Below are 23,917 nucleotides of genomic sequence, written 5' to 3'. Positions count from 1 at the left end.
CATCGCGCCGCTCCGCACTCCCCGCTACTGAGATAGGGCCTCTGCTTTTTGCCCTATAATCAAGCGTTTTTTGGGGCGCGGTTCGGACCGCCTAACCGGCCCCAATTCCGTTTCTTTCCCGCATTCGTGCGCCCGCCCAGGGCTCCTTTAAGCGCCGCGCCGCACGCGGCGCACTGTCATGTCAGCCATAGAAATTCGTAACGTCAAAAAGCGCTACAAAGACTTGCAGGCGCTCAAGGGCGTCAGCCTCTCAGTGGAAGAAGGCGAGTTCTTCGGGCTTCTGGGTCCGAACGGCGCGGGCAAGACAACGCTCATCAGCATTCTCGCGGGCCTTGCGCGCGCGGACGAGGGCAACATCGCCGTGCGCGGCCACGACGTGGTCGGCGACTTCCGCGCGGCTCGCCGCGCACTCGGCGTGGTGCCGCAGGAACTCGTGTTCGATCCGTTCTTCACCGTGCGCGAAACGTTGCGTATCCAGTCCGGTTATTACGGGTTGCGCAACAACGACGCGTGGATCGACGAAATCATGGCCAATCTCGATCTCACCGACAAAGCCGACGCCAACATGCGCGCACTGTCGGGCGGCATGAAGCGCCGCGTGCTGGTTGCGCAGGCACTGGTGCACCGCCCGCCGGTAATCGTGCTCGACGAACCGACCGCCGGCGTCGACGTCGAATTGCGCCAGACGCTGTGGAAATTCATCTCGCGCCTGAATCGGGAAGGTCACACCATCGTGCTGACCACGCACTATCTGGAAGAGGCCGAATCGCTGTGCGACCGCATCGCGATGCTGCGTCGCGGCGAAGTGGTGGCGCTCGATCGCACGAGCACCTTGCTGCAACGCTTCGCCGGCATGCAGTTGTTCGTGCGCTTCGCGCAAGGCGTGTTGCCGGCCGAACTGCGGCCGCTCGAAGCCGAGGGCGGCGCGGGCAACGGCAATGGCCGTCAGCACTTGCTGCGTCTCACGAGCTATGACGAGGTCGAGAGAATTCTTGCGCAATGCCGCGCGGCGGGTTGCACATTCGAAGAAATCGAGGTCCGCAAAGCCGACCTCGAAGACGTTTTCGTTCAGGTGATGAACGGTCCCGAAGTGATCGAGGGGCTCGCATGAGCGGCTATAGCGGTTTCGGCACGCTGTTCTATAAGGAAATCCTGCGCTTCTGGAAGGTGTCGTTCCAGACGGTGTTGGCCCCCATCATCACCGCGCTGCTGTATCTGACGATTTTCGGCCACGCATTGCGCGACCATGTGCAGGTTTATCCGGGCGTCGAATATACGAGCTTCCTGATTCCTGGACTCGTGATGATGAGCGTGCTGCAGAACGCGTTTGCGAACAGTTCGTCGTCGCTGATCCAGTCGAAAATCACCGGTAATCTGGTGTTCGTGCTGTTGCCGCCGCTGTCGCATTACGAGATGTTCGGTGCTTACGTTCTCGCGGCGGTCGCGCGTGGGCTCGCGGTCGGCTTCGGCGTGTTCATCGTGACGATCTGGTTCGTGCCGATCAGTTTCACGGCGCCGCTCTACATCATTCTGTTCGCCATTTTCGGCGCTGCGATTCTCGGCACGCTCGGTCTGATCGCGGGCATCTGGGCCGAGAAGTTCGACCAGCTCGCCGCGTTCCAGAACTTTCTGATCATGCCGCTCACGTTTCTCTCGGGCGTGTTCTACTCCACACATACGCTGCCGCCGGTATGGCGCGAAGTGTCGCGGCTCAATCCTTTTTTCTACATGATCGACGGCTTTCGCTACGGTTTCTTCGGGATGTCGGATATCAATCCGCTCGTGAGCCTCGCGATCGTCGCCGGTTTCTTCGTGGTGCTGGCCGTGGTGGCGATGCGCATGCTCGCGTCCGGCTACAAACTGCGCCACTGACAGGAGCTTTTCTCATGTTGCCGACTCCCGAACAGGTCAAGCAATACATCGCCGCTGGACTCGCTTGCCAGCATCTCGAAGTCGAAGGCGACGGTCAGCATTTCTTTGCGACCATCGTTTCCCCGAGCTTCGAGGGCAAGCGGCTGATCCAGCGTCATCAACTCGTGTATGCGGCGCTCGGCGACCGCATGCGCGAAGAAATCCACGCGCTCAGCATGAAAACGCTGACGCCCGCCGAATGGCAGAACGCGTAATCTGGAAATTTAGTGCGAATTACTCAGGAAGGGCGCGACGCCGGCAGCGGCGCGTCGAACACAATCAAAGCAGTCCCGGCTGAAGTCCGGGTCGATCAGGAACAGACAGGCATGGACAAACTCGTCATTGAAGGTGGCTACCCGCTGTCGGGTGAGGTCGTTGTCTCGGGCGCGAAGAACGCGGCGTTGCCGATCCTGTGCGCGAGTCTGCTGAGCGCGGAGCCGGTGGAACTGGATAACGTGCCCGATTTGCAGGACGTGCGCACGATGCTCAAGCTGCTCGGCCAGATGGGCGTGCGCATCGAAAGCGGCAACGGGCGCGTGTCGCTCGACGCATCGAAGGTCGACAACCTCGTCGCGCCGTATGAGATGGTGAAGACCATGCGCGCGTCGATCCTCGTGCTCGGCCCGCTGGTCGCGCGTTTCGGCCACGCGCGCGTGTCGCTGCCCGGCGGTTGCGCGATCGGCGCGCGCCCGGTGGATCAGCACATCAAGGGCCTGCAGGCAATGGGCGCTGAGATCACCATCGAGCACGGCTTCATCGAAGCGCGCGCCGAGCGTCTGAAGGGCGCACGCATCATCACCGACATGATCACGGTGACCGGAACCGAAAACCTGCTGATGGCAGCGGTGCTTGCGGATGGCGAGACGGTCATCGAAAACGCGGCGCGCGAACCCGAAGTCGGCGACCTAGCGCATCTGCTCGTGCAGATGGGCGCGAAGATCGAGGGCATCGGCACTGACCGCCTCGTCATTCAGGGCGTGGACAAGCTGCATGGCGCGAAGCACACCGTGATTCCGGACCGGATCGAAGCAGGCACGTTCCTGTGCGCGGTGGCCGCGGCGGGCGGCGACGTCACCTTGCGCCATGTGCGTCCGCAGATTCTGGAAGCGGTGACCGACAAATTGCGCGAAGCGGGCGTGACAATCGAAGAAGGCGATGACTGGATGCGCGTGCGCATGGACAAGCGTCCGAATGCCGTGTCGTTCCGCACGTCCGAGTACCCGGCGTTTCCGACCGACATGCAGGCGCAGTTCATGGCGCTGAATACGGTGGCGGACGGCAAGGCGCAGGTTGTCGAAACGATCTTCGAAAATCGCTTCATGCACGTGCAGGAGTTGAACCGCCTCGGCGCCAACATCACAACGGACGGCAAGACCGCGCTCGTGACCGGCGTCGACAAGCTCTCAGGCGCCAAGGTGATGGCAACCGACCTGCGCGCGTCGGCCAGTCTCGTGATCGCTGCATTGCGCGCGGAAGGCGAGACGCTGATCGACCGCATTTATCACCTGGACCGCGGCTATGACCGCATGGAAGCCAAGCTCAACGCGATCGGCGCAAAGGTGCGCCGCATCGCCGGGAGCCAGGCATGAGTTCGATGCCGCAAACGTCGAGCTCGCCGGCGGTCAGCGCGCCGCTTACGCTTGCTTTGTCGAAGGGGCGTATCTTTGAGGAAACGCTGCCGCTACTGGCCGCAGCCGGCATCGAAGTAGCCGAAGACCCGGAGACTTCGCGCAAGCTGATTCTGCCGACCACCGACGCCAATCTGCGCGTGATCATCGTTCGCGCGACGGACGTGCCGACCTATGTGGAATACGGCGCGGCCGACTTCGGCGTGGCGGGCAAAGACGTGTTGCTCGAACACGGCGGCAGCGGGCTGTATCAGCCGGTGGATCTGGATATCGCGCGCTGCCGCATGTCGGTCGCGGTCGCGGCGGGTTTCGATTATGCGAACGCGGTGCGCCAGGGCGCCCGCTTGCGCGTGGCAACCAAGTACGTCGAGACCGCACGTGAGCATTTTGCCGCCAAGGGTGTTCACGTCGACCTGATCAAGTTGTACGGTTCCATGGAACTGGCGCCGCTCGTCGGTCTCGCGGACGCGATCGTCGATCTGGTCAGTTCGGGCAACACGTTGCGTGCTAACAATCTCGTGGAGGTGGAGGAGATCATGCAGATTTCGTCGCGCCTCGTTGTGAACCAGGCGGCGCTAAAGCTCAAGCGCGCCGCATTGCGGCCGATTCTCGACGCGTTCGAACGCGCGACGAAAGCCGGCCTTGCCGCGGTCTGACAGTTGGATCGAGCCCGTGTGACCTGGCTCTAAAGCGCGCCTTACCGAAACGGATACCCGTATGTCTATCAAGATTCGCAAACTCGATTCCACCGCTCGTGACTTCCACAAGTCGCTGCACGCGGTGCTCGCGTTCGAGGCGAGCGAAGACGAAGCAATCGAGCGCTCGGTCGCGCAGATTCTCAGCGACGTCAAGGCGCGCGGCGACGCGGCGGTGCTCGAATACACGAACCGCTTCGACCGTCTGAGCGCGAACAGCGTTGCGGCGTTAGAGCTGCCGATGTCTGAACTCGATGCGGCGCTCGAAGGTCTCGAGCCGAAGCGTCGCGCGGCGCTGGAAGCCGCGGCGGCGCGCGTGCGCGGTTACCACGAGAAGCAGAAGATCGAGTGCGGCAGCCATAGCTGGCAATACACGGAATCCGACGGCACCGTGCTCGGCCAGAAGGTCACGCCGCTCGATCGCGCGGGTATCTACGTGCCGGGCGGCAAGGCAGCGTATCCGTCGTCGGTGCTGATGAATGCGATTCCGGCGCGCGTGGCCGGCGTGCGCGAAATCGTCATGGTGGTGCCCACGCCGGACGGCGTGAAGAACCCGCTCGTGCTCGCGGCGGCCTTGCTCGGCGGCGTGGATCGAGTGTTCACGATCGGCGGCGCGCAGGCCGTCGGCGCGCTTGCGTACGGCACGCAAACCGTGCCCGCTGTCGACAAGATTTGCGGTCCCGGCAATGCGTATGTGGCGTCGGCCAAGCGGCGCGTGTTCGGCACCGTCGGCATCGACATGATCGCGGGGCCGTCCGAAATCCTCGTGCTGTGCGACGGTACGACCGATCCGCGTTGGGTCGCGATGGACCTGTTCTCGCAAGCCGAGCACGACGAGCTCGCGCAGTCCATTCTGCTGTGCCCGGACGACGCGTTCATCGGCCGCGTGAGCGATGCGATCAACGAACTGTTGCCCACCATGCCGCGCCGGGACGTGATCCAGGCGTCGCTCGAAGGGCGCGGCGCGCTCGTCAAGGTGCGCGACATGGCGGAAGCCTGCGCGATCGCCAACGACATCGCGCCGGAACACCTCGAAATTTCGGCGCTGGAGCCGCATCAGTGGGGGCAGTTGATTCGCCATGCGGGCGCAATTTTCCTCGGCCGCTATACGAGCGAGAGTCTCGGCGACTACTGCGCGGGGCCGAACCACGTTCTGCCCACGTCTCGCACCGCACGGTTCTCGTCGCCGTTGGGCGTCTACGATTTCTTCAAGCGCTCGAGCGTGATCGAAGTGAGCGCGGAAGGCGCGCAGACGCTCGGCGAGATCGCCGCCGAACTCGCTTATGGCGAGGGCTTGCAGGCGCACGCGCGCAGCGCCGAGTACCGGATGCGGCATAGCGGCTGAGCGCGGCTGGAGCGGCAAAGCGGCTACGCGGCCAACCAGCTGACCAGCCGGGCGATCCGGGCGGCCCAGGCAGTTCGAGTGCCCGGCGCCGCGAACCGCCGCACGAAGGGACCGGCATCAAGCCGATGCATTGATGCCGCACGGTCCGCCACTTACCGCGCAACTCCCGTTTGACGAATTCGTATCCAATATCGACAACGCAGACCAACCTGACGCGGCGAACCCGCTGCGAAACGAGGCGCGTCCGATGCGTTCCATGCGCCAGATGCATGCGGCGCGCGCGGCCGGCCAACTGACCTATGACGACACCTCAAGACATCATCCGCCGCGACGTGCTCGCGATGACGAGCTATCCCGTTCCGGACGCGACCGGCTACATCAAGCTCGACGCAATGGAAAACCCGTTTGCGCTGCCGCCCGTGCTGGCCGCGCATCTTGGCGAGCATCTGGCGGGTGTCGCGCTGAACCGTTATCCGGCGCCGCGCCCGGAAGCGCTGATAGAGAAAATCAAACGCGTAATGGGCGTGCCGGCCGGCTGCGACGTGCTGCTCGGCAATGGCTCCGACGAGATCATCAGTATGGTGTCGATCGCGTGCGCGAAGCCGGGCGCCAAGGTGCTGGCGCCGGTGCCGGGCTTCGTCATGTATCAGATGTCGGCCAAGCTGGCGAACCTCGAGTTCGTCGGTGTGCCGCTGAAGGCCGATTTCACGCTCGACACGCAAGCCATGCTCACGGCAATCGCCGAACACGAGCCGGCGGTCGTCTATCTCGCATACCCGAACAACCCCACGGGCACGTTATTCGACGACGCCGACATGGAGCGCATTATCGCCGCGGCGACGAAAAGTCTCGTGGTGATCGACGAAGCGTACCAGCCGTTCGCGCAGCGTAGCTGGCTGCCGCGCGCCGACGCGTTCGACAACGTCGTCGTGATGCGCACGGTGTCGAAGCTCGGTCTGGCCGGCATCCGTCTCGGTTATCTGGTGGGTAAGCCCGCCTGGCTGACCGAACTGGACAAGGTGCGCCCGCCCTACAACACCAACGTATTGACCCAGGCGGCGGCGGACTTCCTGCTGGATCACGTCGACGTGCTGGACTCGCAAGCCGCGCAATTGCGCGACGAGCGCACGAAGCTCGCGCAGGCCGTGGCCGAATTGCCGGGTGCCGAAGTGTTCCCGAGCGCCGGCAACTTTCTGCTGGTGCGCGTGCCCGACGCTTCGGTTCTGTTCGAAACCCTGCTCGCCGCGCGGGTTTTGATCAAAAACGTGAGTAAAATGCATGCACTGCTCGCCAATTGCGTGCGTTTGACCGTCGGTTCTCCCGAAGAAAACGCCCAATTGCTCGCCGCACTGAAACTCGTGCTGCACTGAGCGAACTGCGACAAGCAGCGGCTCGCCGCTCCCATCCCACACTACTATCGCTTCACAGCTAGATTCGAGGAATTACCATGCGCCTTGCGGAAGTCGTTCGCAATACCAGCGAAACGCAGATCCGTGTCAAGATCAATCTGGACGGCACCGGTCAGCAAAAGCTGGCCACCGGCGTGCCGTTTCTGGACCACATGCTCGACCAGATCGCGCGGCATGGCCTGTTCGATCTCGACATCGAAGCGCATGGCGACCTGCATATCGACGACCACCATACTGTCGAAGACACCGGCATCACGCTCGGTCAGGCTGTGGCAAAAGCAATCGGCGACCGCAAGGGCATTCGCCGCTATGGCCACTCGTACGTGCCGCTCGACGAAGCGCTTTCGCGTGTCGTGATCGACTTTTCCGGCCGTCCGGGACTCGAATTTCATGTGCCGTTCACGCGCGCGCGCATCGGCACGTTCGACGTCGATCTGTCGATCGAATTTTTCCGCGGCTTCGTGAACCACGCGGGCGTCACGCTGCATATCGACAACCTGCGCGGCCTGAACGCTCACCATCAAATGGAAACGGTGTTCAAGGCTTTCGGCCGTGCGCTGCGCATGGCTGTGGAGCTGGATGAACGCGCGGCGGGACAGATTCCGTCGACCAAGGGCAGCCTTTAAGCGACGCATTTACCAGGACCGGGATCGCGCAGTGCGCGCGCCCGGTGTTCAATGGATATTCTGAAGTCGTTTATCTCGCTGCTCGCGCTGATCAATCCGATCGGCGCGATTCCGTTTTTCATGAGCCTGACGGCGAATCAGAGCGACGTCGAGCGGCGCAGGACCATTCGGATCGCGGCGATTTCGGTGTTCTGCGTGATTGCGATAACCACGATGCTCGGGCAGCAGATCATCAGCTTCTTCGGCATCTCGGTCGGTTCGCTCGAAGTGGGCGGCGGGATCATCATGCTGCTGATGGCGATCAACATGCTGAACGCGCAGATCGGCAATAGCCGTTCGACGCCCGAAGAACGCCACGAGGCGGAGCAGAAGGACAACATCGCGGTCGTGCCGCTGGCGATTCCGCTGTTGACCGGCCCGGGCGCGATCAGCACCACGATCATTTATGCAGCCGGCTCGCCGCACTGGTACGACCGGATCAGCCTGATCGTGATCGGCGCGGTGTTGGCGGCGATCTGCTTTTTTTCGCTGCGTCTTGCCGAACCGATTGCCCGCTGGGTCGGTCGCACGGGTATCAATATTGGCACGCGGCTCATGGGTTTGATGTTATCGGCGCTGGCGGTGGAATTCATCGTCGATGGATTGAAGGCTTTGCTGCCTAACTTGAAATGAAAACTTCGATAGCGATTGTGGATTACGGAATGGGCAACCTGCGCTCGGTGGCGCAGGCATTGCGCAAAGCCGCGCCGGAAGCGGACGTGGCGATCGTCGACAAGCCCGAAGCGATTCGCGCTGCCGACCGCGTGGTGTTGCCGGGCCAGGGTGCGATGCCCGATTGCATGCGCAGTCTCGCGGAGTCCGGCTTGCAGGAAGCAGTCGTGGAAGCGTCGCGCGTGAAGCCGCTGATGGGCGTCTGCGTCGGCGAACAGATGCTGTTCGACTGGAGCGCGGAGGGCGATACGCCGGGACTCGGACTGTTGCCGGGCAAGGTGCTGCGTTTCGATCTGGAAGGCCAGGTGCAGGACGACGGCTCGCGCTTCAAGGTGCCGCAAATGGGCTGGAACCGCGTGCGTCAGGCGCGGCCGCATCCGCTGTGGGACGGCGTGGCGGACAACGCGTTCTTCTACTTCGTGCACAGCTACTACGTGGTGCCGGAGAATGCCGCGCATACGTCCGGCGAAACTGTGTACGGTGTGCCCTTTACCTCGGCGGTGGCGCGGGATAACATCTTCGCGACCCAATTCCACCCGGAAAAGAGCGCCGACGCAGGGCTGCGCGTGTATCGCAATTTCGTGCACTGGAACCCGTGAGCGCCTTTTTCTGTTCCGTTGCCGTGCGTCGTTCCGCCACGAGCGGGACGTTCGCCGCGCGCCACAGCTTTTGCACCCCGATTTCGCGCGACTCTGCCGGTACGCAAGGCCGCCGAAAGAGTTGTACTAAACTAGCGAGACGGCGTTCTCGCGGACTGACCTACCAGCCGCTGCCGCCGACCTTCAACCCCTTCCCACACAACACCCGATTGCTATGCTGCTGATCCCCGCCATCGACCTGAAAGACGGTCAGTGTGTACGCCTCAAACAAGGCGATATGGACCAGGCGACGATATTCTCCGAGGAACCGGCGGCTATGGCCCGACATTGGGTCGAGCGCGGAGCGCGCCGTCTGCACCTCGTCGACCTGAATGGCGCGTTCGCCGGCAAGCCGAGGAACGAAGAGGCGATTCGCGCGATCATCGAGGAAGTGGGCGGCGAGATTCCCGTGCAGCTCGGCGGCGGCATCCGCGACCTGAACACGATCGAGCGCTATCTCGACGACGGTCTGGAGTACGTGATCATCGGCACGGCGGCGGTGAAGAATCCGGGCTTCTTGCAGGACGCGTGCACGGCGTTCGGCGGCCATATCATCGTCGGTCTGGATGCCAAAGACGGCAAGGTCGCGACTGACGGCTGGAGCAAGCTGACGGGCCACGAAGTCGCCGATCTCGCGCGCAAGTTCGAAGATTACGGCTGCGAGTCGATCATTTACACGGACATTGGCCGCGACGGCATGCTGCAAGGCATCAACATCGAAGCGACCGTGCGTCTTGCGCGCGCGGTGAAGATTCCGGTGATCGCGAGCGGCGGGCTGTCGAACCTGACCGACATCGAATCGCTGTGCGAAGTCGAGGACGAAGGCATCGAAGGCGTGATCTGCGGCCGGGCAATTTACTCGGGCGACCTCGACTTTGCGGCTGCGCAAACACTGGCGGACCGGCTGCGCGAATCGGACGACGCTTAAACCCTGGCGCCAGTTTCGTCGCGGTGCGACTGGCGGGTTTGACTCGATCGCGCCCGGATCGCTTCTGGCACTCGAGCGCTCATGGCGGCGTGTTCCGGCGGCGCGCTCCCGTAGCGGTTCCAGTTTCGGTTGCGCGAAACACTTCCGGCGTGGCGCGGCCTCCCGCGCCGGACCATGCCGCTCGCTTCACGTTGAAATGAGCGGCCTCATCAGCGGTATTGGCAGAATTGCAAGATCATGGCTCTAGCTAAACGCATCATCCCCTGTCTCGACGTCACCGCTGGCCGCGTGGTCAAGGGCGTCAACTTCGTCGAATTGCGCGACGCGGGCGACCCGGTCGAAATCGCGCGTCGTTACGACGATCAGGGAGCGGACGAACTCACTTTCCTCGATATCACCGCTACGTCGGATCAGCGCGATCTGATCCTGCCGATCATCGAAGCGGTTGCCTCGCAGGTCTTTATTCCGCTGACGGTCGGCGGCGGCGTGCGCGCCGTCGAAGACGTGCGGCGTCTGCTGAACGCGGGCGCGGACAAGATCAGCATGAACTCGTCGGCGGTCGCGAATCCGCAACTCGTGAAAGACGCCACCGACAAGTACGGCTCGCAGTGCATTGTCGTCGCGATCGACGCCAAGCGCGTTTCCGCGGACGGCGAGACGCCGCGCTGGGAAGTCTTCACGCACGGCGGACGCAAGGCCACCGGCCTTGAAGCGGTCGAATGGGCGCGCAAGATGGCCGAACTCGGCGCGGGTGAAATCCTGCTGACCAGCATGGATCGCGACGGCACAAAGAGCGGCTTTGACCTCGCGCTCACGCGCGCGGTGTCCGACGCGGTGCCGGTTCCGGTGATCGCCTCGGGCGGCGTCGGCAATCTGCAGCATCTCGCCGACGGCATCACGAGCGGCCACGCAGACGCCGTGCTTGCCGCGAGCATCTTCCACTATGGCGAGCACACGGTGGGCGAGGCCAAGCGCTTCATGGCCGAGCAAGGCATTTCGGTGAGGTTGTGACGTGGTGAATCCAACGGCAGTCAATTGGCTCGACAAGGTCAAATGGGACGCGAACGGCCTCGTGCCGGTCATCGCGCAGGAAGCGTCGACGAACGACGTGCTGATGTTCGCGTGGATGAACCGCGAGGCACTGGCAAAGACCATCGAGCTGGGCCGCGCGGTGTACTTCTCGCGCTCGCGCCAGCGCTTGTGGTTCAAAGGCGAAGAGTCCGGCCACGTGCAGCATGTGCATGAAGTGCGGCTCGATTGCGACGAAGACGTCGTGCTGCTGAAGGTGGAGCAGGTGTCCGGCATTGCGTGCCACACCGGCCGCCACTCGTGCTTTTTCCAGAAATTCGAAGGCACGGCGGAAGATGGCGACTGGGTCGCCGTCGATCCCGTGCTGAAAGACCCCGAACACATCTACAAATGACGCAGACCACGCAAGCCATGCCTTCCACGCTGTCCACCACCGACACGCTGATGCGCCTTGCGGCGATCATCGACAGCCGCAAGGGCGGCGATCCCGACGTGTCGTATGTATCGCGCCTGTTCCACAAAGGCGACGACGCGGTGCTCAAGAAGATCGGCGAAGAGGCCACCGAAGTCGTGCTGGCCGCCAAGGACACGCGCCACGGCGGCGAGACGAAGGCGCTCGTCGGCGAGGTCGCGGACTTGTGGTTTCACTGCCTCGTGATGCTCTCGCACTACGATCTGAGCCCAGCCGACGTGCTCGCCGAACTCGAGCGTCGCGAAGGTATGTCCGGCATCGAAGAAAAGGCGCTGCGCAAGAGCCGCGAACGCGAGCAGAACGGCGACTGACGCGCGTTTTTTCGTTGGTGTTTGCCCGCATTGCCTTGAAGTGTCGAGCGCCGGAGCCCACATTGCACTGAACGCATCGCAAACGCATCCTCTGGAGGACGCAAGCATGGAACAGTCGCACGAGAGTTATCCGCGGCCCGCGTATCGCCACGCAATCGAGCCGGAGCGGGAACGCAGCCTGCGCACCCTGACGCATGTGCTGTACGCGCTGTATGCGGTCCACTGGCTGACGGGCGGGCTGACGATCATCGTCGCGATCATCATCAATTACGTGAAGCGGAGCGACGCGGCAGGCACGCCGTATGAGGCGCACTTCGAGTGGCAGATCCGCACGTTCTGGATCGGCCTGCTGGGTTATGCGATAGGCGGGCTGCTGCTGTTCGTGGTGATCGGTATTCCGGTGCTGTGGGCCGTGAGCATCTGGATGTTGTACCGTATTATCAAAGGGTGGCTGTATCTGTACGATAACAAGCCGCTCGCGAATCCGCGTTCGTGGTTCTGAATTCGTCCGATGTTAAGGACAGCGGCGGAACCGCGCCGCACCGCGTCCAGTCACGCTTTACGCTGTAGCCCTACCGTGTCAGGAATACGATGAGTCACGACCCGAACTGCCTCTTTTGCAAGATCGCCGCCGGCCAGATTCCGTCGACCAAAGTCCACGAAGACGACGAGTTCGTCGCCTTCCGCGACATCCGTCCGGCGGCCGAGACCCATGTGCTGGTCATCCCGCGCAAGCACATTGCCACTCTTACTGACTGCACCGAGAGCGATGCGCCGCTGCTTGGTAGAATGCTCGTTTTAACGGCGCGTCTTGCCGACCAGTTGGGCGTGGCGTACACAGGTGGCGAAACAGGCTTCCGCACGGTCATCAATACCGGACCGGGCGGTGGGCAAGAGGTTTATCACCTGCACGCGCACATACTGGCGGGGCCGCGTCCGTGGCAGCGCATGGGCTGACTGCGCAGTTTGGGCGAGCGGCCCATCGGGTCGGCGTTGTTTTTGCTGCGTTGTAATTTCGGCGACGCGATTGCATGGCCACAATACGGCCTGTGTCGTGGCGTCGGCGGCGAGGGCGGCATTGCCGCTGTAACGTAGAAGAAGCGCATGCGCTTCGATTCACGCCGCAAGGCAGACGATTTTTGCCGCATCACGTGCGGCGTCGGGGTTAAGGAGAGTAGTCATGGGTTCGTTGAGTATTTGGCATTGGTTGATCGTGTTGCTGATCGTGGCGCTCGTGTTCGGCACGAAGAAGCTGCGCAATATCGGCGGCGACCTGGGTGGCGCTGTAAAGGGCTTCAAGGAAGGCATGAAGGAAGGTGAAACACCGGCCGACGCGCAGCAGCGCGAACTGCCGCGCAACGGCGCCGTCGATGTGGAAGCAAAGGAAAAGGCCCCGCGTTCGGGCGATTACCGCTAAGCCGCGGGCCAACCGCGTTACTGACGGACATTTCCCTCCATGCTGGACCTCGGTCTAACCAAGATGGCGCTGATTGGCGTCGTCGCGCTAGTCGTGCTCGGCCCTGAGCGCTTGCCGCGCGTTGCCCGCACGGCCGGCGCGCTGTTCGGTCGCGCTCAGCGGTATATCAACGACGTCAAGTCGGAAGTCACGCGGGAAATCGAACTCGACGAATTGCGTCGCATGAAAACCGAGTTCGAAACGGCGGCCACCAATGTCCAGACCTCCGTTCAGGAGAACCTGCGCAAGCATGAGGCCGAACTGAACGACGCGTGGAACAGCGGCACGTCGGTGTCGCCGAGCATTGCCGGCGGTGCGGTCGAAGACGCCGTCAATACTTCGTGGCAAGGCAGCACGCCAGCTGGGGCGCCCAAGCGCAAGAACTGGCGCGTCAAGCAAACCGCAATGCCAACCTGGTACAAGCGCGCAACCACGCGCCGCACGCGCGTGCAGTCGGGCGCGGCGCGCGTCGCGCGGCATACGCCTGCCAGCATGCGTCGTCCGACGCGGTTTTTCTGATGACCAGAACGACAATCTCTAACCGAGGGCCGGTGTGAGCGACCCCCAGAAAAGTCAGGACGAAGGCGCTGAAGAGACCTTCATTTCTCACCTCGTTGAATTGCGCGACCGCATCATCCGCGCGGGCCTTGCCGTCATCGTGGTGTTTGTCGGGTTGGTGTATTGGGCGCCGGACATCTTCCGGCTGCTGGCGCGCCCGCTGATGCAGAACTTGCCGAAAGACGGCAAGATGATCGTCACCGACGTCACCGGCTCCTTTTTCGTGCCGATGAAAGTGACCATGCTGGTGGCTTTCGTGATCGCGCTGCCCATTGTGCTTTATCAGATCTGGGCGTTCGTCGCGCCGGGTCTTTATCAGCATGAAAAGAAACTGGTCGGGCCGTTGGTCGGCAGCAGCTATACGCTGTTTCTGTGCGGCATGGCGTTCGCGTACTTCGTGGTGTTCCCGACTATCTTTCGCGTAATGGCGCATTACAACGCGCCGTTGGGCGCAGAGATGACGACCGATATCGACAATTACCTGAGCTTTGTGCTCACTATGTTCATTGCATTCGGCGTGACGTTCGAAGTGCCCATCGTCGTCGTGCTGCTGGTGCGCATGAACGTAGTGACGCTGAAGAAGCTCAAGGAGATCCGGCCGTATGTGATCGTCGGCGCGTTCGTGATTTCGGCGGTGGTCACGCCGCCAGACGTGTTCTCGCAGCTTATTCTGGCCATTCCGCTGATCGTGCTGTACGAGGCGGGGATCATCGCCGCGCGGTTGATCGTCGGCAAACAGCCGGCAGTTGTCGAAGACGCGACTCCGCCGGCTTGATGTGAGCGCGCTGCGGTGTTTGCGCGGCTCTTCAGCTCGGTGGCAAGGGGGCGGTGATTTCGCGGCAATCCCACGTCAGTGATTACGCCGCGCGGCTAAAACAAAAGGGCAGTCCGTCATGGACTGCCCTTTTTGCCTTCTGCGTTCTGCCTCAAGCCAGCATGGACTTGCCACCGGCCGGACCTTTAACCGCCGTCGTCGTCCTGCTGATCGCTGTCCTCGACCGGTTGTTTCGGCGGCGGCGGGCGCTTGCCGATGGTCACGTCGAGATCGAGCTCGCGGTTCTTGCGCACCAGATGCACCTTCGCGGCCGTGCCCGGCTTGATCTGCGCAATCACGTTCAGCAGACGGGTAGTGTCGGTGATTTCCTGGCCGTTCACGCTCATCAGAATGTCGCCCGGCTTGATACCGGCACGGTCGGCCGGACCATTCTTCAGCACGCCCGCAACGATCGCCCCCGACTTCTGCTCGAGCCCGAACGACTCGGCAATCTCCGGTGTCACATCTTGCGGCTCGACGCCAATCCAGCCGCGCGTGACCGAACCCGTGGTGATGATGCTCTCGAGCACGCTGCGCGCCGTCGAGACCGGAATCGCGAAGCCAATGCCGAGCGAACCCCCAGAGCGCGAATAAATGGCGGTGTTGATGCCGAGCAGATTGCCGTTCACGTCGACCAGTGCGCCGCCCGAATTGCCGGGATTGATCGCCGCGTCGGTCTGAATGAAGTTTTCGAACGTATTGATGCCGAGATGATTGCGACCGAGCGCGCTGACAATGCCCATGGTCACCGTCTGCCCGACGCCGAACGGATTGCCGATCGCGAGCACGACGTCGCCCACGCGGGTCTGTTCCATGCGGCCCAAGGTGATGGTGGGCAGGTTGGTCATATTGACCTTCAGCACGGCCAGATCCGTTTCCGGATCGATACCGATCACCTTGGCATTCGTGGTGCGGCCGTCGGCCAACGCGATTTCGATCTGATCGGCGCCGTCGACCACGTGCTGGTTCGTTAGAATGTAACCTTCCGAACTCACTATCACGCCGGAGCCGAGGTTCGCGGCAGGTTGCTCGCGCTGCTTGCGATTGTTCTTGTCGCCGAAGAAGTAGCGGAACAGCGGGTCTTTCGCGCGCGGATCTGGCGGCAGTGAGCCATCTTTGCTGGAAAACACATTGACGACCGCAGGCATGGCCTTTTGAGCGGCGTCTGCATAAGACGCCGTTGCGGGCCCGCTACCGATGCCAGGCGCCACTTCCCGCAAGGCGACGATCGGTTCGGCAAGTTGCTTGCCGAATTGCCCTTGACGCTGGAGCCACTGCGGTTTGAGGGTCGCGATGATGAACATCAGCGCCAACAGCACAGTCACCGCTTGGGCAAAGAACAGCCAAAAGCGTCTAAGCATCTGAAGACTAGAGGTTTATATGGATCGGATCGAACTTGAATTGTACTTGAACAATCTCCTTGAAACCGCGCGCTTCAAGGACTATTGCCCCAATGGTCTGCAAGTCGAGGGGCGTCGCAAGATCAACAAGCTCGCAACGGGCGTGACCGCGTCGGTGGCGTTTCTGGAAGCCGCGCTGGACTGGGGCGCGGACGCCGTGCTGGTCCATCACGGCTACTTCTGGCGCAACGAGGCGCCGCAGATCACCGGCCGCAAATACGCGCGCCTGAAGCTGCTGCTCGCGAACGACCTGAACATGTTCGCTTATCACTTGCCGCTCGACGACCATCCCGAATTCGGCAACAACGCGCAGATCGGCGCGAAGATGGGCTGGATCAGCGACGCGCGCTTCGGCGAGAACGACCTTGGCTGGCTCGCCACTTTTGCGATGCCGATCACGCTCGCGCACTTCACCGCCGAGATCGAGCAGACGCTCGGCCGCACGCCGCTCGTGTTCGGCGACCCGGATCGCAGTCTGCGCCGCGTCGCATGGTGTACGGGCGCTGCGCAAGGCATGTTCGACGCGGCGATCAACGCCGGCGCCGACGTTTATTTGACCGGCGAGGTGTCGGAGTCGGTCATGCACACGTCGGCGGAAAGCGGCGTCGCGTTTCTCGCGGCGGGGCATCATGCAACGGAGCGCCTCGGCGTGCAGGCGGTGGGCAAGCATCTGTCCGAGCAGTTCGATATCGAACACCTCTTTATCGATATCCCTAATCCGGTTTGATTCGTTGAATTATCAAATGCGCATTAGCTGAGCAAAAGGCACGAATAACGGAGGGGACACTTAAAAGGAGCTGCGAAAAAGTTTGCGATTCGTACGGAGAAACCCTTAGCTATCAAGGGCTTCGCACGGTTTTTGGCAATCGGCCCTTGTAAATGGCGACTCCATTCGAGCAAACTAGCGGCGGTAGAAGCGACGTGAAGGAAAAATCCAACTCAGAAGTGGGGCGTGTGATGCGAGACAAGGAAGATGAACGCGTCGACGGCAGCCGCCGTACCTGGCTGATAGCGACGACCGTAGCAGGTGGCATAGGAGGCGTTGCCACTGTCGTACCCTTTGTTAGTTCGTTTGCACCATCTGAAAAGGCCAAGGCAGCAGGTGCCCCGGTCGAAGTGGACATCAGCAATCTGAAGCCCGGCGACATGATGACCGTTGCATGGCGCGGCAAGCCGGTCTGGATCATCAACCGCACCGACAAGATGCTCGCCGATGTCCAGAAAGCCGATAACGAAGTAGCCGATCCCCACAGCAAGAACGTCTTTTCGATGCCGTTGCCGGAGTACTGCAACAACGAATTCCGCGCACGCACCGACCGCAAGAACATATTTGTCGCCGTTGCCGTGTGCACCCATCTGGGCTGCACGCCGACGCCGCGCTTCATGGAGGGCGCGCAGCCCAATCTTCCAGACGACTGGCCAGGCGGCTTTCTGTGCCCGTGCCACGGTTCGACCTATGACATGGCCGGCCGCGTCTTCAAGAACAAACCTGCGCCGCAGAACCTCGACATCCCGCCTTACATGTTCACGGGAGCCAACGGGCTCGTGATCGGCAAGGACGAGAAAGGAGAAGCGTAATGGCGATCGAACACGAAGTACAAACGACCGGGCTGGTCGGTTGGATCGACCGGCGCTTCCCCTTAACGTCCACCTGGAAAAAGCACGTCTCCGAATACTACGCACCGAAGAACTTCAACTTCTGGTACTTCTTCGGTTCGCTCGCGCTGCTGGTGCTGGTCAATCAGATCGTCACGGGCATCTTCCTCACGATGAACTACAAGCCCGACGCGACGCTCGCGTTCGCGTCGGTCGAGTACATCATGCGTGAAGTGCCGTGGGGGTGGCTCATCCGCTATATGCACTCCACGGGCGCGTCGATGTTCTTCGTCGTCGTGTATCTGCATATGTTCCGCGGCCTCATGTACGGTTCGTACCGCAAGCCGCGCGAACTCGTATGGATTTTCGGCTGCGCGATCTTCCTGTGCCTGATGGCCGAAGCGTTCTTCGGCTACCTGCTCCCGTGGGGCCAGATGTCGTTCTGGGGCGCGCAGGTTATCGTCAACCTGTTCTCGGCGATTCCGTTCATCGGGCCGGATCTGTCGTTGTGGATTCGCGGCGACTACGTGGTGTCGGACGTCACGCTGAACCGCTTCTTCGCGTTCCATGTGATCGCGATTCCGCTCGTGCTGCTTGGGCTCGTCGTCGCTCACCTGGTCGCGCTGCATGAAGTCGGTTCCAACAACCCGGACGGCATCGAGATCAAGGCGAAGAAAGACCCGGACGGCATTCCGCTCGACGGCATCCCGTTTCACCCGTACTACTCGGTGCACGATTTCTTCGGCGTGTCGGTGTTCCTGATGATTTTCGCAGCGATTATTTTCTTCGCGCCGGAAATGGGCGGGTACTTCCTCGAGGCCAACAACTTCGTCCCGGCGAATCCTCTGCAAACACCGCAGGAAATCGCGCCGGTGTGGTACTTCACAGCCTTTTACGCGATGCTGCGCGCCACCACCGATCCGTTCAAGATCGTGCTGATGGTCGTGATCGCGCTGCTCGGCCTGCTCGCGCTGGTGCGCGCGCGCGGCAAGTGGAAATTGGGTTTGCCGGTGCTCGCGGTGCTCGTGATTCTGGCAATGGCCTTCACCGAATCGAAGTTCTGGGGCGTGGTGGTGATGGGCGGCGCGGTGATTTCGCTCTTTTTCCTGCCGTGGCTGGACCGCTCGCCGGTCAAGTCGATCCGCTACCGGCCGTTCTTCCACAAGGTGTTTTACGGGATCTTCGTGCTCGCTTTCCTGACGTTGGGCTTCCTCGGCACTAAACCGCCGTCGCCGGCCGCCACGTTGATTGCGCAGGTGTGCGCGCTGATCTACTTCGCGTTTTTCCTCGGCATGCCGTTCTGGACGAGGCTTGGCACGTTCAAGCAGCCGCCCGAGCGGGTGCGGTTCAAGTCCCACTAATGGCGAGCGAGGAGAACACGAAGATGAAGAAACTGCTTTCGACGTGCGCGCTGATCGGCGCGACACTGCTCGCGGTGCTGAGCGGCCCGGCGTATGCGGACGAGAATGTACATCTCGACCGCGCGCCGGATAACGCGGACAATTTCGCTTCTTTGCAGCACGGGGCGCAATTGTTTGTAAACTACTGCCTGAATTGCCACAGCGCGAATCTGGTGCGATACAACCGGCTGACCGATCTCGGCATTGCGCCGACCGAAATTCAGTCGAACCTGCTGTTCACCACCGACAAGGTCGGCAACACGATGACCGTGGCAATGCGCCCGGACGACGCAAAGGCGTGGTTCGGCGCAAGTCCTCCGGATTTGTCAGTGGAAGCGCGGGCGCGCGGCAAGGACTGGCTTTACACGTATCTGCGCAGCTTTTATCGCGACAATACGCGGCCGACCGGTTGGAATAATCTGGTGTATGAAAACGTGAGCATGCCTCACGTGTTGTGGCAGCTTCAGGGGCAACGTACCGCGAAGTTCAGTGACGAAGTCGACGAAAAAACGGGCGAAAAGGTGCACAAATTTGTGGGTTTCCAGCAGGTCACTCCGGGGACGATGTCGCCGGTAGATTATGATTCTGCTGTGGCCGACCTTGTGTCGTATCTGTCCTGGATGTCCGAGCCGACTCAGAAAACCCGCAAACAGCTTGGCGTGTGGGTGCTGATGTTCCTCGGTATTCTGAGCTTTTTCGCCTGGCGACTGAACGCCGCGTACTGGAAACATATCAAATAATCACGCCGCTACACGGCGTGGGGCCGGCGCCAGGAAAAACCTGTTGAACGGTTTTTCCGCGCGCTGGCCCTTCAGCTTTTTGAGGAAACGTAAATCATGATGGTTCTGTATTCCGGCACAACTTGCCCGTTCTCCCAGCGTTGCCGGCTGGTGTTGTTCGAAAAGGGCATGGACTTCGAGATCCGCGACGTCGACCTGTTTAACAAGCCGGAAGACATCGCCGTGATGAATCCGTATGGTCAGGTGCCGATTCTGGTCGAACGGGACCTGATTCTGTACGAATCGAACATCATCAACGAGTACATCGACGAGCGCTTTCCGCATCCGCAACTGATGCCGGCCGATCCGGTACAGCGCGCGCGCGCCCGTTTGTTCCTGCTGAACTTCGAGAAGGAACTGTTCGTCCACGTCGGCACGCTCGAGAACGAAAAGGGCAAGGCCGCGGAGAAGAACCACGAGAAAGCGCGCCTCGCGATCCGCGACCGCCTGACGCAACTCGCGCCGATCTTCCTGAAGAACAAGTACATGCTCGGCGAAGAGTTCTCGATGCTCGACGTCGCGATCGCGCCGCTCCTGTGGCGTCTGGATCACTACGGCATCGAACTGTCGAAGAACGCGGCACCGCTGATGAAGTACGCCGAGCGCATTTTCAGCCGTCCGGCTTATATCGAGGCGCTGACGCCGTCGGAAAAGGTGATGCGTCGTTGAGTTTGGCTGTGGGTTGCGGGCTCCGCGCGGCTCGACGCGCGCGGCTCCGCGCCCGGTAAGAGGACTGCTGATGCAAGAGATTTCCACCAAGCCGTATCTGCTGCGGGCGCTGTACGAATGGTGCACGGATAACGGCTATACGCCGCACATCGCAGTGCGCGTCGACAATCAGACGCGTGTGCCGCGGCAATTCGTGCGCGACAACGAGATTGTGTTGAACATCAGCTTCGAGGCCACCAGCCAGTTGCAGATGGGCAACGAGTGGGTCGAATTCAGCGCGCGTTTCTCCGGGAAGTCGCACAAGATCGAGGTGCCGGTCGCCAACATCCTCGCGATCTATGCGCGCGAAAACGGGCAGGGCATGGCATTTCCGGTCGAGTCGACGGGCGGTGAAGCGCAGGATTCGGGCGCCGACGCCGAAACAGTCGAGCCGACCGCCGCGCCGGTTGCGCCCAGTGCGCCACGTGCCGTCGAAAATCCGTCCGCTGCCGATAGCACCGCCAAAGCGGACCACGCGCCGGAGGGCGACCAGCCCGACGACGACGGTTCAAAAGGTGGCGGTAGGGCTCGCCTCAAGATCGTAAAATGAAGTAGAATCACGGCCTCATGCCGGCTTAGCTCATCAGGTAGAGCGCTTGACTTGTAATCATGAGGTGGCGGGTTCGAGTCCTGCAGCCGGCACCAGTAGTACGAAACGGGGTTTCTGTTCAGTCAGGAACCCCGTTTTTTATTGGGTGGATATTGCGCGGGTCTCGGCCGCACTAGCCGTCCCACACCGCTTTGCGCCGGTCGGTGAGTGCTTTCGAGGCTCAAATTCGCCATATCTCTTTCACCTTGTCGCTCGTGGACTAAACTGTCTACTTTTCATTGTGAACAGCGCGGCGAAACGATGCCGCGAGGCAAGGCGGCAGAGGGTACTATTCGGGCGTCGGCCGGCACTGCTGTGCTCTCATGCACGCCGCCCGCGCGCACATCGGCGCATAGCGCCGCCACACCAAGCCACGTCTTACCGCGTCGCTCCCGCAATACGACCCACCTCATCATGACCAGCCCTGCAAGCATCACCTGGCCCGAAGCCGACGGCCCTCGCACCGCGCGTTGGCGCTCAGAAGCGGCGGCGCCGCCGCCCAAACGCGTGATCGTCGCCGATGACCGGACCACCGCCGACTCCGCCTACCGGCTTGCGTGCGAAGGTACCGCGCTTCTGTGGAACGGCGATTTCCAGAACGCCCGGCAACTGTTGCAGGCGGTGACGCGACGTCTGGAACGCAAGCCGCGCAAGCAGGGCGCAACGCCGCTCGAGGCGTTCAACTTGCACCGGCAGACGCAGTCACAACGTGCGCGTACGCTCGGCATGATCCTGATTCCGCTCGACGCCGCTTACGTAATTCCGCTGCGCCGCGCGCCCGACGTGCAACAGGCGTGCATCGAAACCTATGGACCGCCGACCGATGAGGCGTCGGTCGTGTCGCTGCGCGAACTGCTCGGACTGATCGGCGCGCATGAGTGGCGCAAAAAGGGCGTCGAGATTCCTGCGCTCGGCGATCGCATTCATCCCTATTACGGCGTGTTTTCGCCGGTGCGCGGTGAGTACGTCGATCTCGTCGCGCGGACGCCGCTGCCTTCGTTGAATAAGGCGTTCGATATCGGCACCGGCACGGGCGTGCTGTCGGCGTTGCTGGCAAAGCGCGGCGTGAAGAAGATTGTCGCCACCGACCAGGACCCGCGAGCGCTTGCTTGCGCGCGGGAGAACATCGCGCGTCTCGGGTACGAACAACAGGTCGAGGTCGTGCAAGCGGACCTGTTCCCTGAAGGACGCGCGCCGCTGGTGGTTTGCAATCCGCCGTGGTTGCCGGCGCGGCCCGCATCGCCGATCGAGTATGCGGTCTACGATCCGGAAAGCCGAATGCTGCTCGGCTTTCTCAACGGCCTAGCCGAGCATTTGTCGCCGGGCGGCGAAGGCTGGCTCATTCTGTCGGACTTCGCGGAGCATCTGGGCTTGCGCACGCGCGAGTGGCTGCTTGCCGCGATCGACGAAGCCGGGTTGACTGTGATCGGGCGCGAGGATATTCGTCCGAGGCATCCAAAGTCCACCGACGAGACGGATCCGTTGCACGCAGCGCGGGTGGCGGAAGTTACGTCGCTCTGGCGGCTGAAGGCGCGCGCCTGAAGCGCTGTGAGCCAGGGCGCGGGGCCCGCGTTTTACCGGAACGCGCCGCGCGCCTCTACAAACGCTGCGGCGCCGCGCCCGGCGACCAGACCGCTCGCAAAGCACGCAGTCAGCAGATAACCGCCTGTCGGCGCTTCCCAATCGAGCATTTCGCCCGCGCAAAAAACACCGGGCAAGTGCTCGATCATCAAATGCTCGTCCAGCGCCTCGAAGGGAATGCCTCCCGCGCTGCTGATCGCTTCTGCAATCGGTCGGGCGCGCAAGAGTTTCACCGGGAGCGCCTTAATGGCGTGCGCGAGACGCGTGGCATCGGCGAAAACGTCCTTCGGCAGCATCTCGTGCAATAACGCCAGTTTCACACCGTTAATCCCAACTCTTCCCTGCAGATGACTCGATATCGATCGCGAGCCGCGCGGCCTCGTGACTTCCGATATCACTCGCTCCAAAGGCAAGCCGGGCGCCAGATCCAGGGTGATCGTGAGTTCGCCGTCAGCCAGAATTCGCTCGCGAATCGCGGCCGAAAGCGCATAGATCAGACTCCCTTCGAGGCCCGTTTCTGTCAAAAGTATTTCACCTTGTCGATTGTGGACTTTTTCGTCTACATCGGTGAGTGAAATGGCGATGGATTTCACCGGCTGACCGGCGAAACGCTCGCGCAGGTAAGGACTCCAGTCCGCGTCGAAGCCGCAGTTTGCGGGTTGCAACGGGCGCACGGGCACGTCGCGGGCCGTGATCAACGGCACCCAGGCCGCGTCCGATCCTAGGCGAGGCCAACTTGCGCCACCGAGCGCCAACACGACGGCGTCGTAGGTTACGGTCTGCTCGTCGTCCGGCGTGGCGAACAAAAGGGTATGCGGCTGGTGGGCCGGCGCGGGCGCGTCAGCAGCGGTCTCCTCTCCAGTCTGCCAACCGATCCATTTGTGCCGCATGTGGAAGCGCACACCCGTTTCCCTCAGTCGATGCAGCCAGGCGCGCAGCATCGGCGCCGCTTTCATGTCGGCCGGGAAAACGCGTCCCGAGCTGCCGACAAACGTCTCGACCCCAAGTTCTCGCAACCAGGCGCGCAACGCGTCCGGCCCGAACGTCTCCAGCAGCGGTGCAATCCATTCGCGGCGCGCGCCGTAGCGATCGAGAAACGGCTCGAGCGACTCCGAATGCGTGATGTTCATGCCGCCTTTGCCGGCCATCAGGAATTTGCGGCCAACCGAAGGCATCGCGTCGTGGACGTCGACCTGTACGTCTTGCAGGGAAAGCGCCTCGGCGGCCATCAGGCCAGCGGGTCCGCCGCCGATGACGGCGACGCGGGCGGAATCGAACGAAGATGACATGCGGGCCTGCAGATGAGCTAAAGAGGCGGCGCGCCGGCAGCAAT

General features: G+C 62.0%; 28 protein-coding genes and 1 tRNA gene. 27 read left to right on the top strand and 2 right to left on the bottom strand.

Annotated elements, in window-relative coordinates:
• Positions 1–178 precede the first annotated feature (178 nt).
• The 19 genes from JMY24_RS29605 (at position 179) to tatC (ending at position 14,492) form a co-directional block, all read left to right on the top strand.
• Positions 179–1,111, top strand: coding sequence for an ABC transporter ATP-binding protein (locus JMY24_RS29605; protein ID WP_128595909.1), 933 nt, complete (start codon positions 179–181; stop codon positions 1,109–1,111).
• Positions 1,108–1,872 carry an ABC transporter permease gene (locus JMY24_RS29600; protein ID WP_128592149.1) on the top strand — a complete coding sequence of 255 codons (765 nt, stop codon included), beginning with the start codon at positions 1,108–1,110 and terminating at the stop codon, positions 1,870–1,872. Before JMY24_RS29605 ends, JMY24_RS29600 begins: the two co-directional genes overlap by 4 nt.
• A 14-nt stretch (positions 1,873–1,886) precedes the next feature.
• Positions 1,887–2,126, top strand: coding sequence for a BolA family protein (locus JMY24_RS29595; protein WP_006052280.1), 240 nt, complete (start codon positions 1,887–1,889; stop codon positions 2,124–2,126).
• Between the two features lie 111 nt (positions 2,127–2,237).
• Positions 2,238–3,500: a UDP-N-acetylglucosamine 1-carboxyvinyltransferase gene (gene murA, locus JMY24_RS29590; protein WP_128595911.1), complete on the top strand. Its 1,263-nt coding sequence runs from the start codon at positions 2,238–2,240 to the stop codon at positions 3,498–3,500.
• Positions 3,497–4,195: an ATP phosphoribosyltransferase gene (gene hisG, locus JMY24_RS29585; protein ID WP_128588609.1), complete on the top strand. Its 699-nt coding sequence runs from the start codon at positions 3,497–3,499 to the stop codon at positions 4,193–4,195. The genes murA and hisG overlap by 4 nt, the downstream gene beginning before the upstream one ends.
• A gap of 61 nt (positions 4,196–4,256) precedes the next feature.
• Complete coding sequence (gene hisD, locus JMY24_RS29580) at positions 4,257–5,579, top strand: histidinol dehydrogenase (RefSeq protein WP_201703402.1); 1,323 nt, start codon at positions 4,257–4,259, stop codon at positions 5,577–5,579.
• Positions 5,580–5,878: 299 nt separating this feature from the next.
• Positions 5,879–6,949: a histidinol-phosphate transaminase gene (gene hisC / locus JMY24_RS29575; protein WP_201703401.1), complete on the top strand. Its 1,071-nt coding sequence runs from the start codon at positions 5,879–5,881 to the stop codon at positions 6,947–6,949.
• A gap of 77 nt (positions 6,950–7,026) precedes the next feature.
• Positions 7,027–7,614: an imidazoleglycerol-phosphate dehydratase HisB gene (hisB, locus tag JMY24_RS29570; RefSeq protein WP_006052285.1), complete on the top strand. Its 588-nt coding sequence runs from the start codon at positions 7,027–7,029 to the stop codon at positions 7,612–7,614.
• A gap of 51 nt (positions 7,615–7,665) precedes the next feature.
• Positions 7,666–8,286, top strand: coding sequence for a MarC family protein (locus JMY24_RS29565; protein ID WP_020070646.1), 621 nt, complete (start codon positions 7,666–7,668; stop codon positions 8,284–8,286).
• Positions 8,283–8,924, top strand: a complete 642-nt coding sequence (hisH, locus tag JMY24_RS29560; RefSeq protein ID WP_128588606.1) for an imidazole glycerol phosphate synthase subunit HisH — start codon at positions 8,283–8,285, stop codon at positions 8,922–8,924. The genes JMY24_RS29565 and hisH overlap by 4 nt, the downstream gene beginning before the upstream one ends.
• Positions 8,925–9,138: 214 nt before the next feature.
• Positions 9,139–9,891 carry a 1-(5-phosphoribosyl)-5-[(5-phosphoribosylamino)methylideneamino]imidazole-4-carboxamide isomerase gene (gene hisA, locus JMY24_RS29555; RefSeq protein ID WP_020070648.1) on the top strand — a complete coding sequence of 251 codons (753 nt, stop codon included), beginning with the start codon at positions 9,139–9,141 and terminating at the stop codon, positions 9,889–9,891.
• Between the two features lie 237 nt (positions 9,892–10,128).
• Complete coding sequence (hisF, locus tag JMY24_RS29550) at positions 10,129–10,902, top strand: imidazole glycerol phosphate synthase subunit HisF (RefSeq protein WP_020070649.1); 774 nt, start codon at positions 10,129–10,131, stop codon at positions 10,900–10,902.
• 1 nt (position 10,903) lies between these two features.
• Positions 10,904–11,314, top strand: coding sequence for a phosphoribosyl-AMP cyclohydrolase (hisI, locus tag JMY24_RS29545; RefSeq protein ID WP_193414856.1), 411 nt, complete (start codon positions 10,904–10,906; stop codon positions 11,312–11,314).
• Positions 11,311–11,703 (top strand): phosphoribosyl-ATP diphosphatase, encoded by a 393-nt coding sequence (locus JMY24_RS29540; RefSeq protein WP_128595907.1) that lies wholly within the window; start codon positions 11,311–11,313, stop codon positions 11,701–11,703. Before hisI ends, JMY24_RS29540 begins: the two co-directional genes overlap by 4 nt.
• A gap of 106 nt (positions 11,704–11,809) precedes the next feature.
• Positions 11,810–12,205 (top strand): DUF4870 family protein, encoded by a 396-nt coding sequence (locus JMY24_RS29535; RefSeq protein WP_128595906.1) that lies wholly within the window; start codon positions 11,810–11,812, stop codon positions 12,203–12,205.
• An 89-nt stretch (positions 12,206–12,294) separates the two neighbouring features.
• Entirely contained in the window at positions 12,295–12,660 is a 366-nt protein-coding gene (locus JMY24_RS29530; RefSeq protein WP_128588600.1) for a histidine triad nucleotide-binding protein, read from the top strand.
• 223 nt (positions 12,661–12,883) lie between these two features.
• Positions 12,884–13,120, top strand: a complete 237-nt coding sequence (gene tatA, locus JMY24_RS29525) for a Sec-independent protein translocase subunit TatA (RefSeq protein WP_128588598.1) — start codon at positions 12,884–12,886, stop codon at positions 13,118–13,120.
• 39 nt (positions 13,121–13,159) lie between these two features.
• The gene (gene tatB / locus JMY24_RS29520; RefSeq protein ID WP_128595905.1) at positions 13,160–13,678 is read left to right on the top strand and encodes a Sec-independent protein translocase protein TatB; all 519 of its coding nucleotides are present in this window, start codon (positions 13,160–13,162) and stop codon (positions 13,676–13,678) included.
• 34 nt (positions 13,679–13,712) lie between these two features.
• Entirely contained in the window at positions 13,713–14,492 is a 780-nt protein-coding gene (gene tatC / locus JMY24_RS29515) for a twin-arginine translocase subunit TatC (protein WP_027779461.1), read from the top strand.
• Between the two features lie 185 nt (positions 14,493–14,677).
• Here the strand turns inward: tatC and JMY24_RS29510 are convergent, their stop codons facing one another.
• Positions 14,678–15,892 carry a Do family serine endopeptidase gene (locus JMY24_RS29510; RefSeq protein ID WP_128590043.1) on the bottom strand — a complete coding sequence of 405 codons (1,215 nt, stop codon included), beginning with the start codon at positions 15,890–15,892 and terminating at the stop codon, positions 14,678–14,680.
• 19 nt (positions 15,893–15,911) lie between these two features.
• On the opposite strand from JMY24_RS29510, the gene JMY24_RS29505 reads away from it, so the two are divergent.
• The 8 genes from JMY24_RS29505 to JMY24_RS29470 all read left to right on the top strand — a co-directional run bounded on the left by JMY24_RS29505 (position 15,912) and on the right by JMY24_RS29470 (position 22,545).
• Positions 15,912–16,658, top strand: coding sequence for a Nif3-like dinuclear metal center hexameric protein (locus JMY24_RS29505; RefSeq protein WP_128590040.1), 747 nt, complete (start codon positions 15,912–15,914; stop codon positions 16,656–16,658).
• 230 nt (positions 16,659–16,888) lie between these two features.
• The gene (gene petA, locus JMY24_RS29500; protein ID WP_020070659.1) at positions 16,889–17,509 is read left to right on the top strand and encodes a ubiquinol-cytochrome c reductase iron-sulfur subunit; all 621 of its coding nucleotides are present in this window, start codon (positions 16,889–16,891) and stop codon (positions 17,507–17,509) included.
• A complete protein-coding gene (locus tag JMY24_RS29495; protein ID WP_128595904.1) occupies positions 17,509–18,888 on the top strand; it encodes a cytochrome b in 1,380 nt (459 codons plus the stop codon). Before petA ends, JMY24_RS29495 begins: the two co-directional genes overlap by 1 nt.
• Positions 18,889–18,911: 23 nt before the next feature.
• Positions 18,912–19,667: a cytochrome c1 gene (locus JMY24_RS29490; protein ID WP_201703400.1), complete on the top strand. Its 756-nt coding sequence runs from the start codon at positions 18,912–18,914 to the stop codon at positions 19,665–19,667.
• Between the two features lie 96 nt (positions 19,668–19,763).
• Positions 19,764–20,375 (top strand): glutathione S-transferase N-terminal domain-containing protein, encoded by a 612-nt coding sequence (locus JMY24_RS29485; protein ID WP_006052302.1) that lies wholly within the window; start codon positions 19,764–19,766, stop codon positions 20,373–20,375.
• 70 nt (positions 20,376–20,445) lie between these two features.
• Entirely contained in the window at positions 20,446–20,964 is a 519-nt protein-coding gene (locus JMY24_RS29480; RefSeq protein ID WP_128595903.1) for a ClpXP protease specificity-enhancing factor, read from the top strand.
• A 19-nt stretch (positions 20,965–20,983) separates the two neighbouring features.
• Positions 20,984–21,059: transfer RNA gene (locus JMY24_RS29475), tRNA-Thr, on the top strand.
• 358 nt (positions 21,060–21,417) lie between these two features.
• On the top strand, positions 21,418–22,545 hold the full coding sequence (locus JMY24_RS29470; protein ID WP_128595902.1) for a methyltransferase: 1,128 nt from the start codon (positions 21,418–21,420) through the stop codon (positions 22,543–22,545).
• Positions 22,546–22,577: 32 nt separating this feature from the next.
• On the opposite strand, the gene JMY24_RS29465 is transcribed toward JMY24_RS29470, so the two are convergent.
• On the bottom strand, positions 22,578–23,873 hold the full coding sequence (locus JMY24_RS29465; protein ID WP_128595901.1) for a TIGR03862 family flavoprotein: 1,296 nt from the start codon (positions 23,871–23,873) through the stop codon (positions 22,578–22,580).
• Between the last annotated feature and the right edge of the window lie 44 nt (positions 23,874–23,917).

The organism is Paraburkholderia kirstenboschensis (assembly GCF_904848585.1).
Classification (GTDB): domain Bacteria; phylum Pseudomonadota; class Gammaproteobacteria; order Burkholderiales; family Burkholderiaceae; genus Paraburkholderia; species Paraburkholderia kirstenboschensis.
The sequence above is the reverse complement of the archived record's forward strand: the minus strand, read 5'-3'. Positions and strand labels throughout refer to the sequence as shown.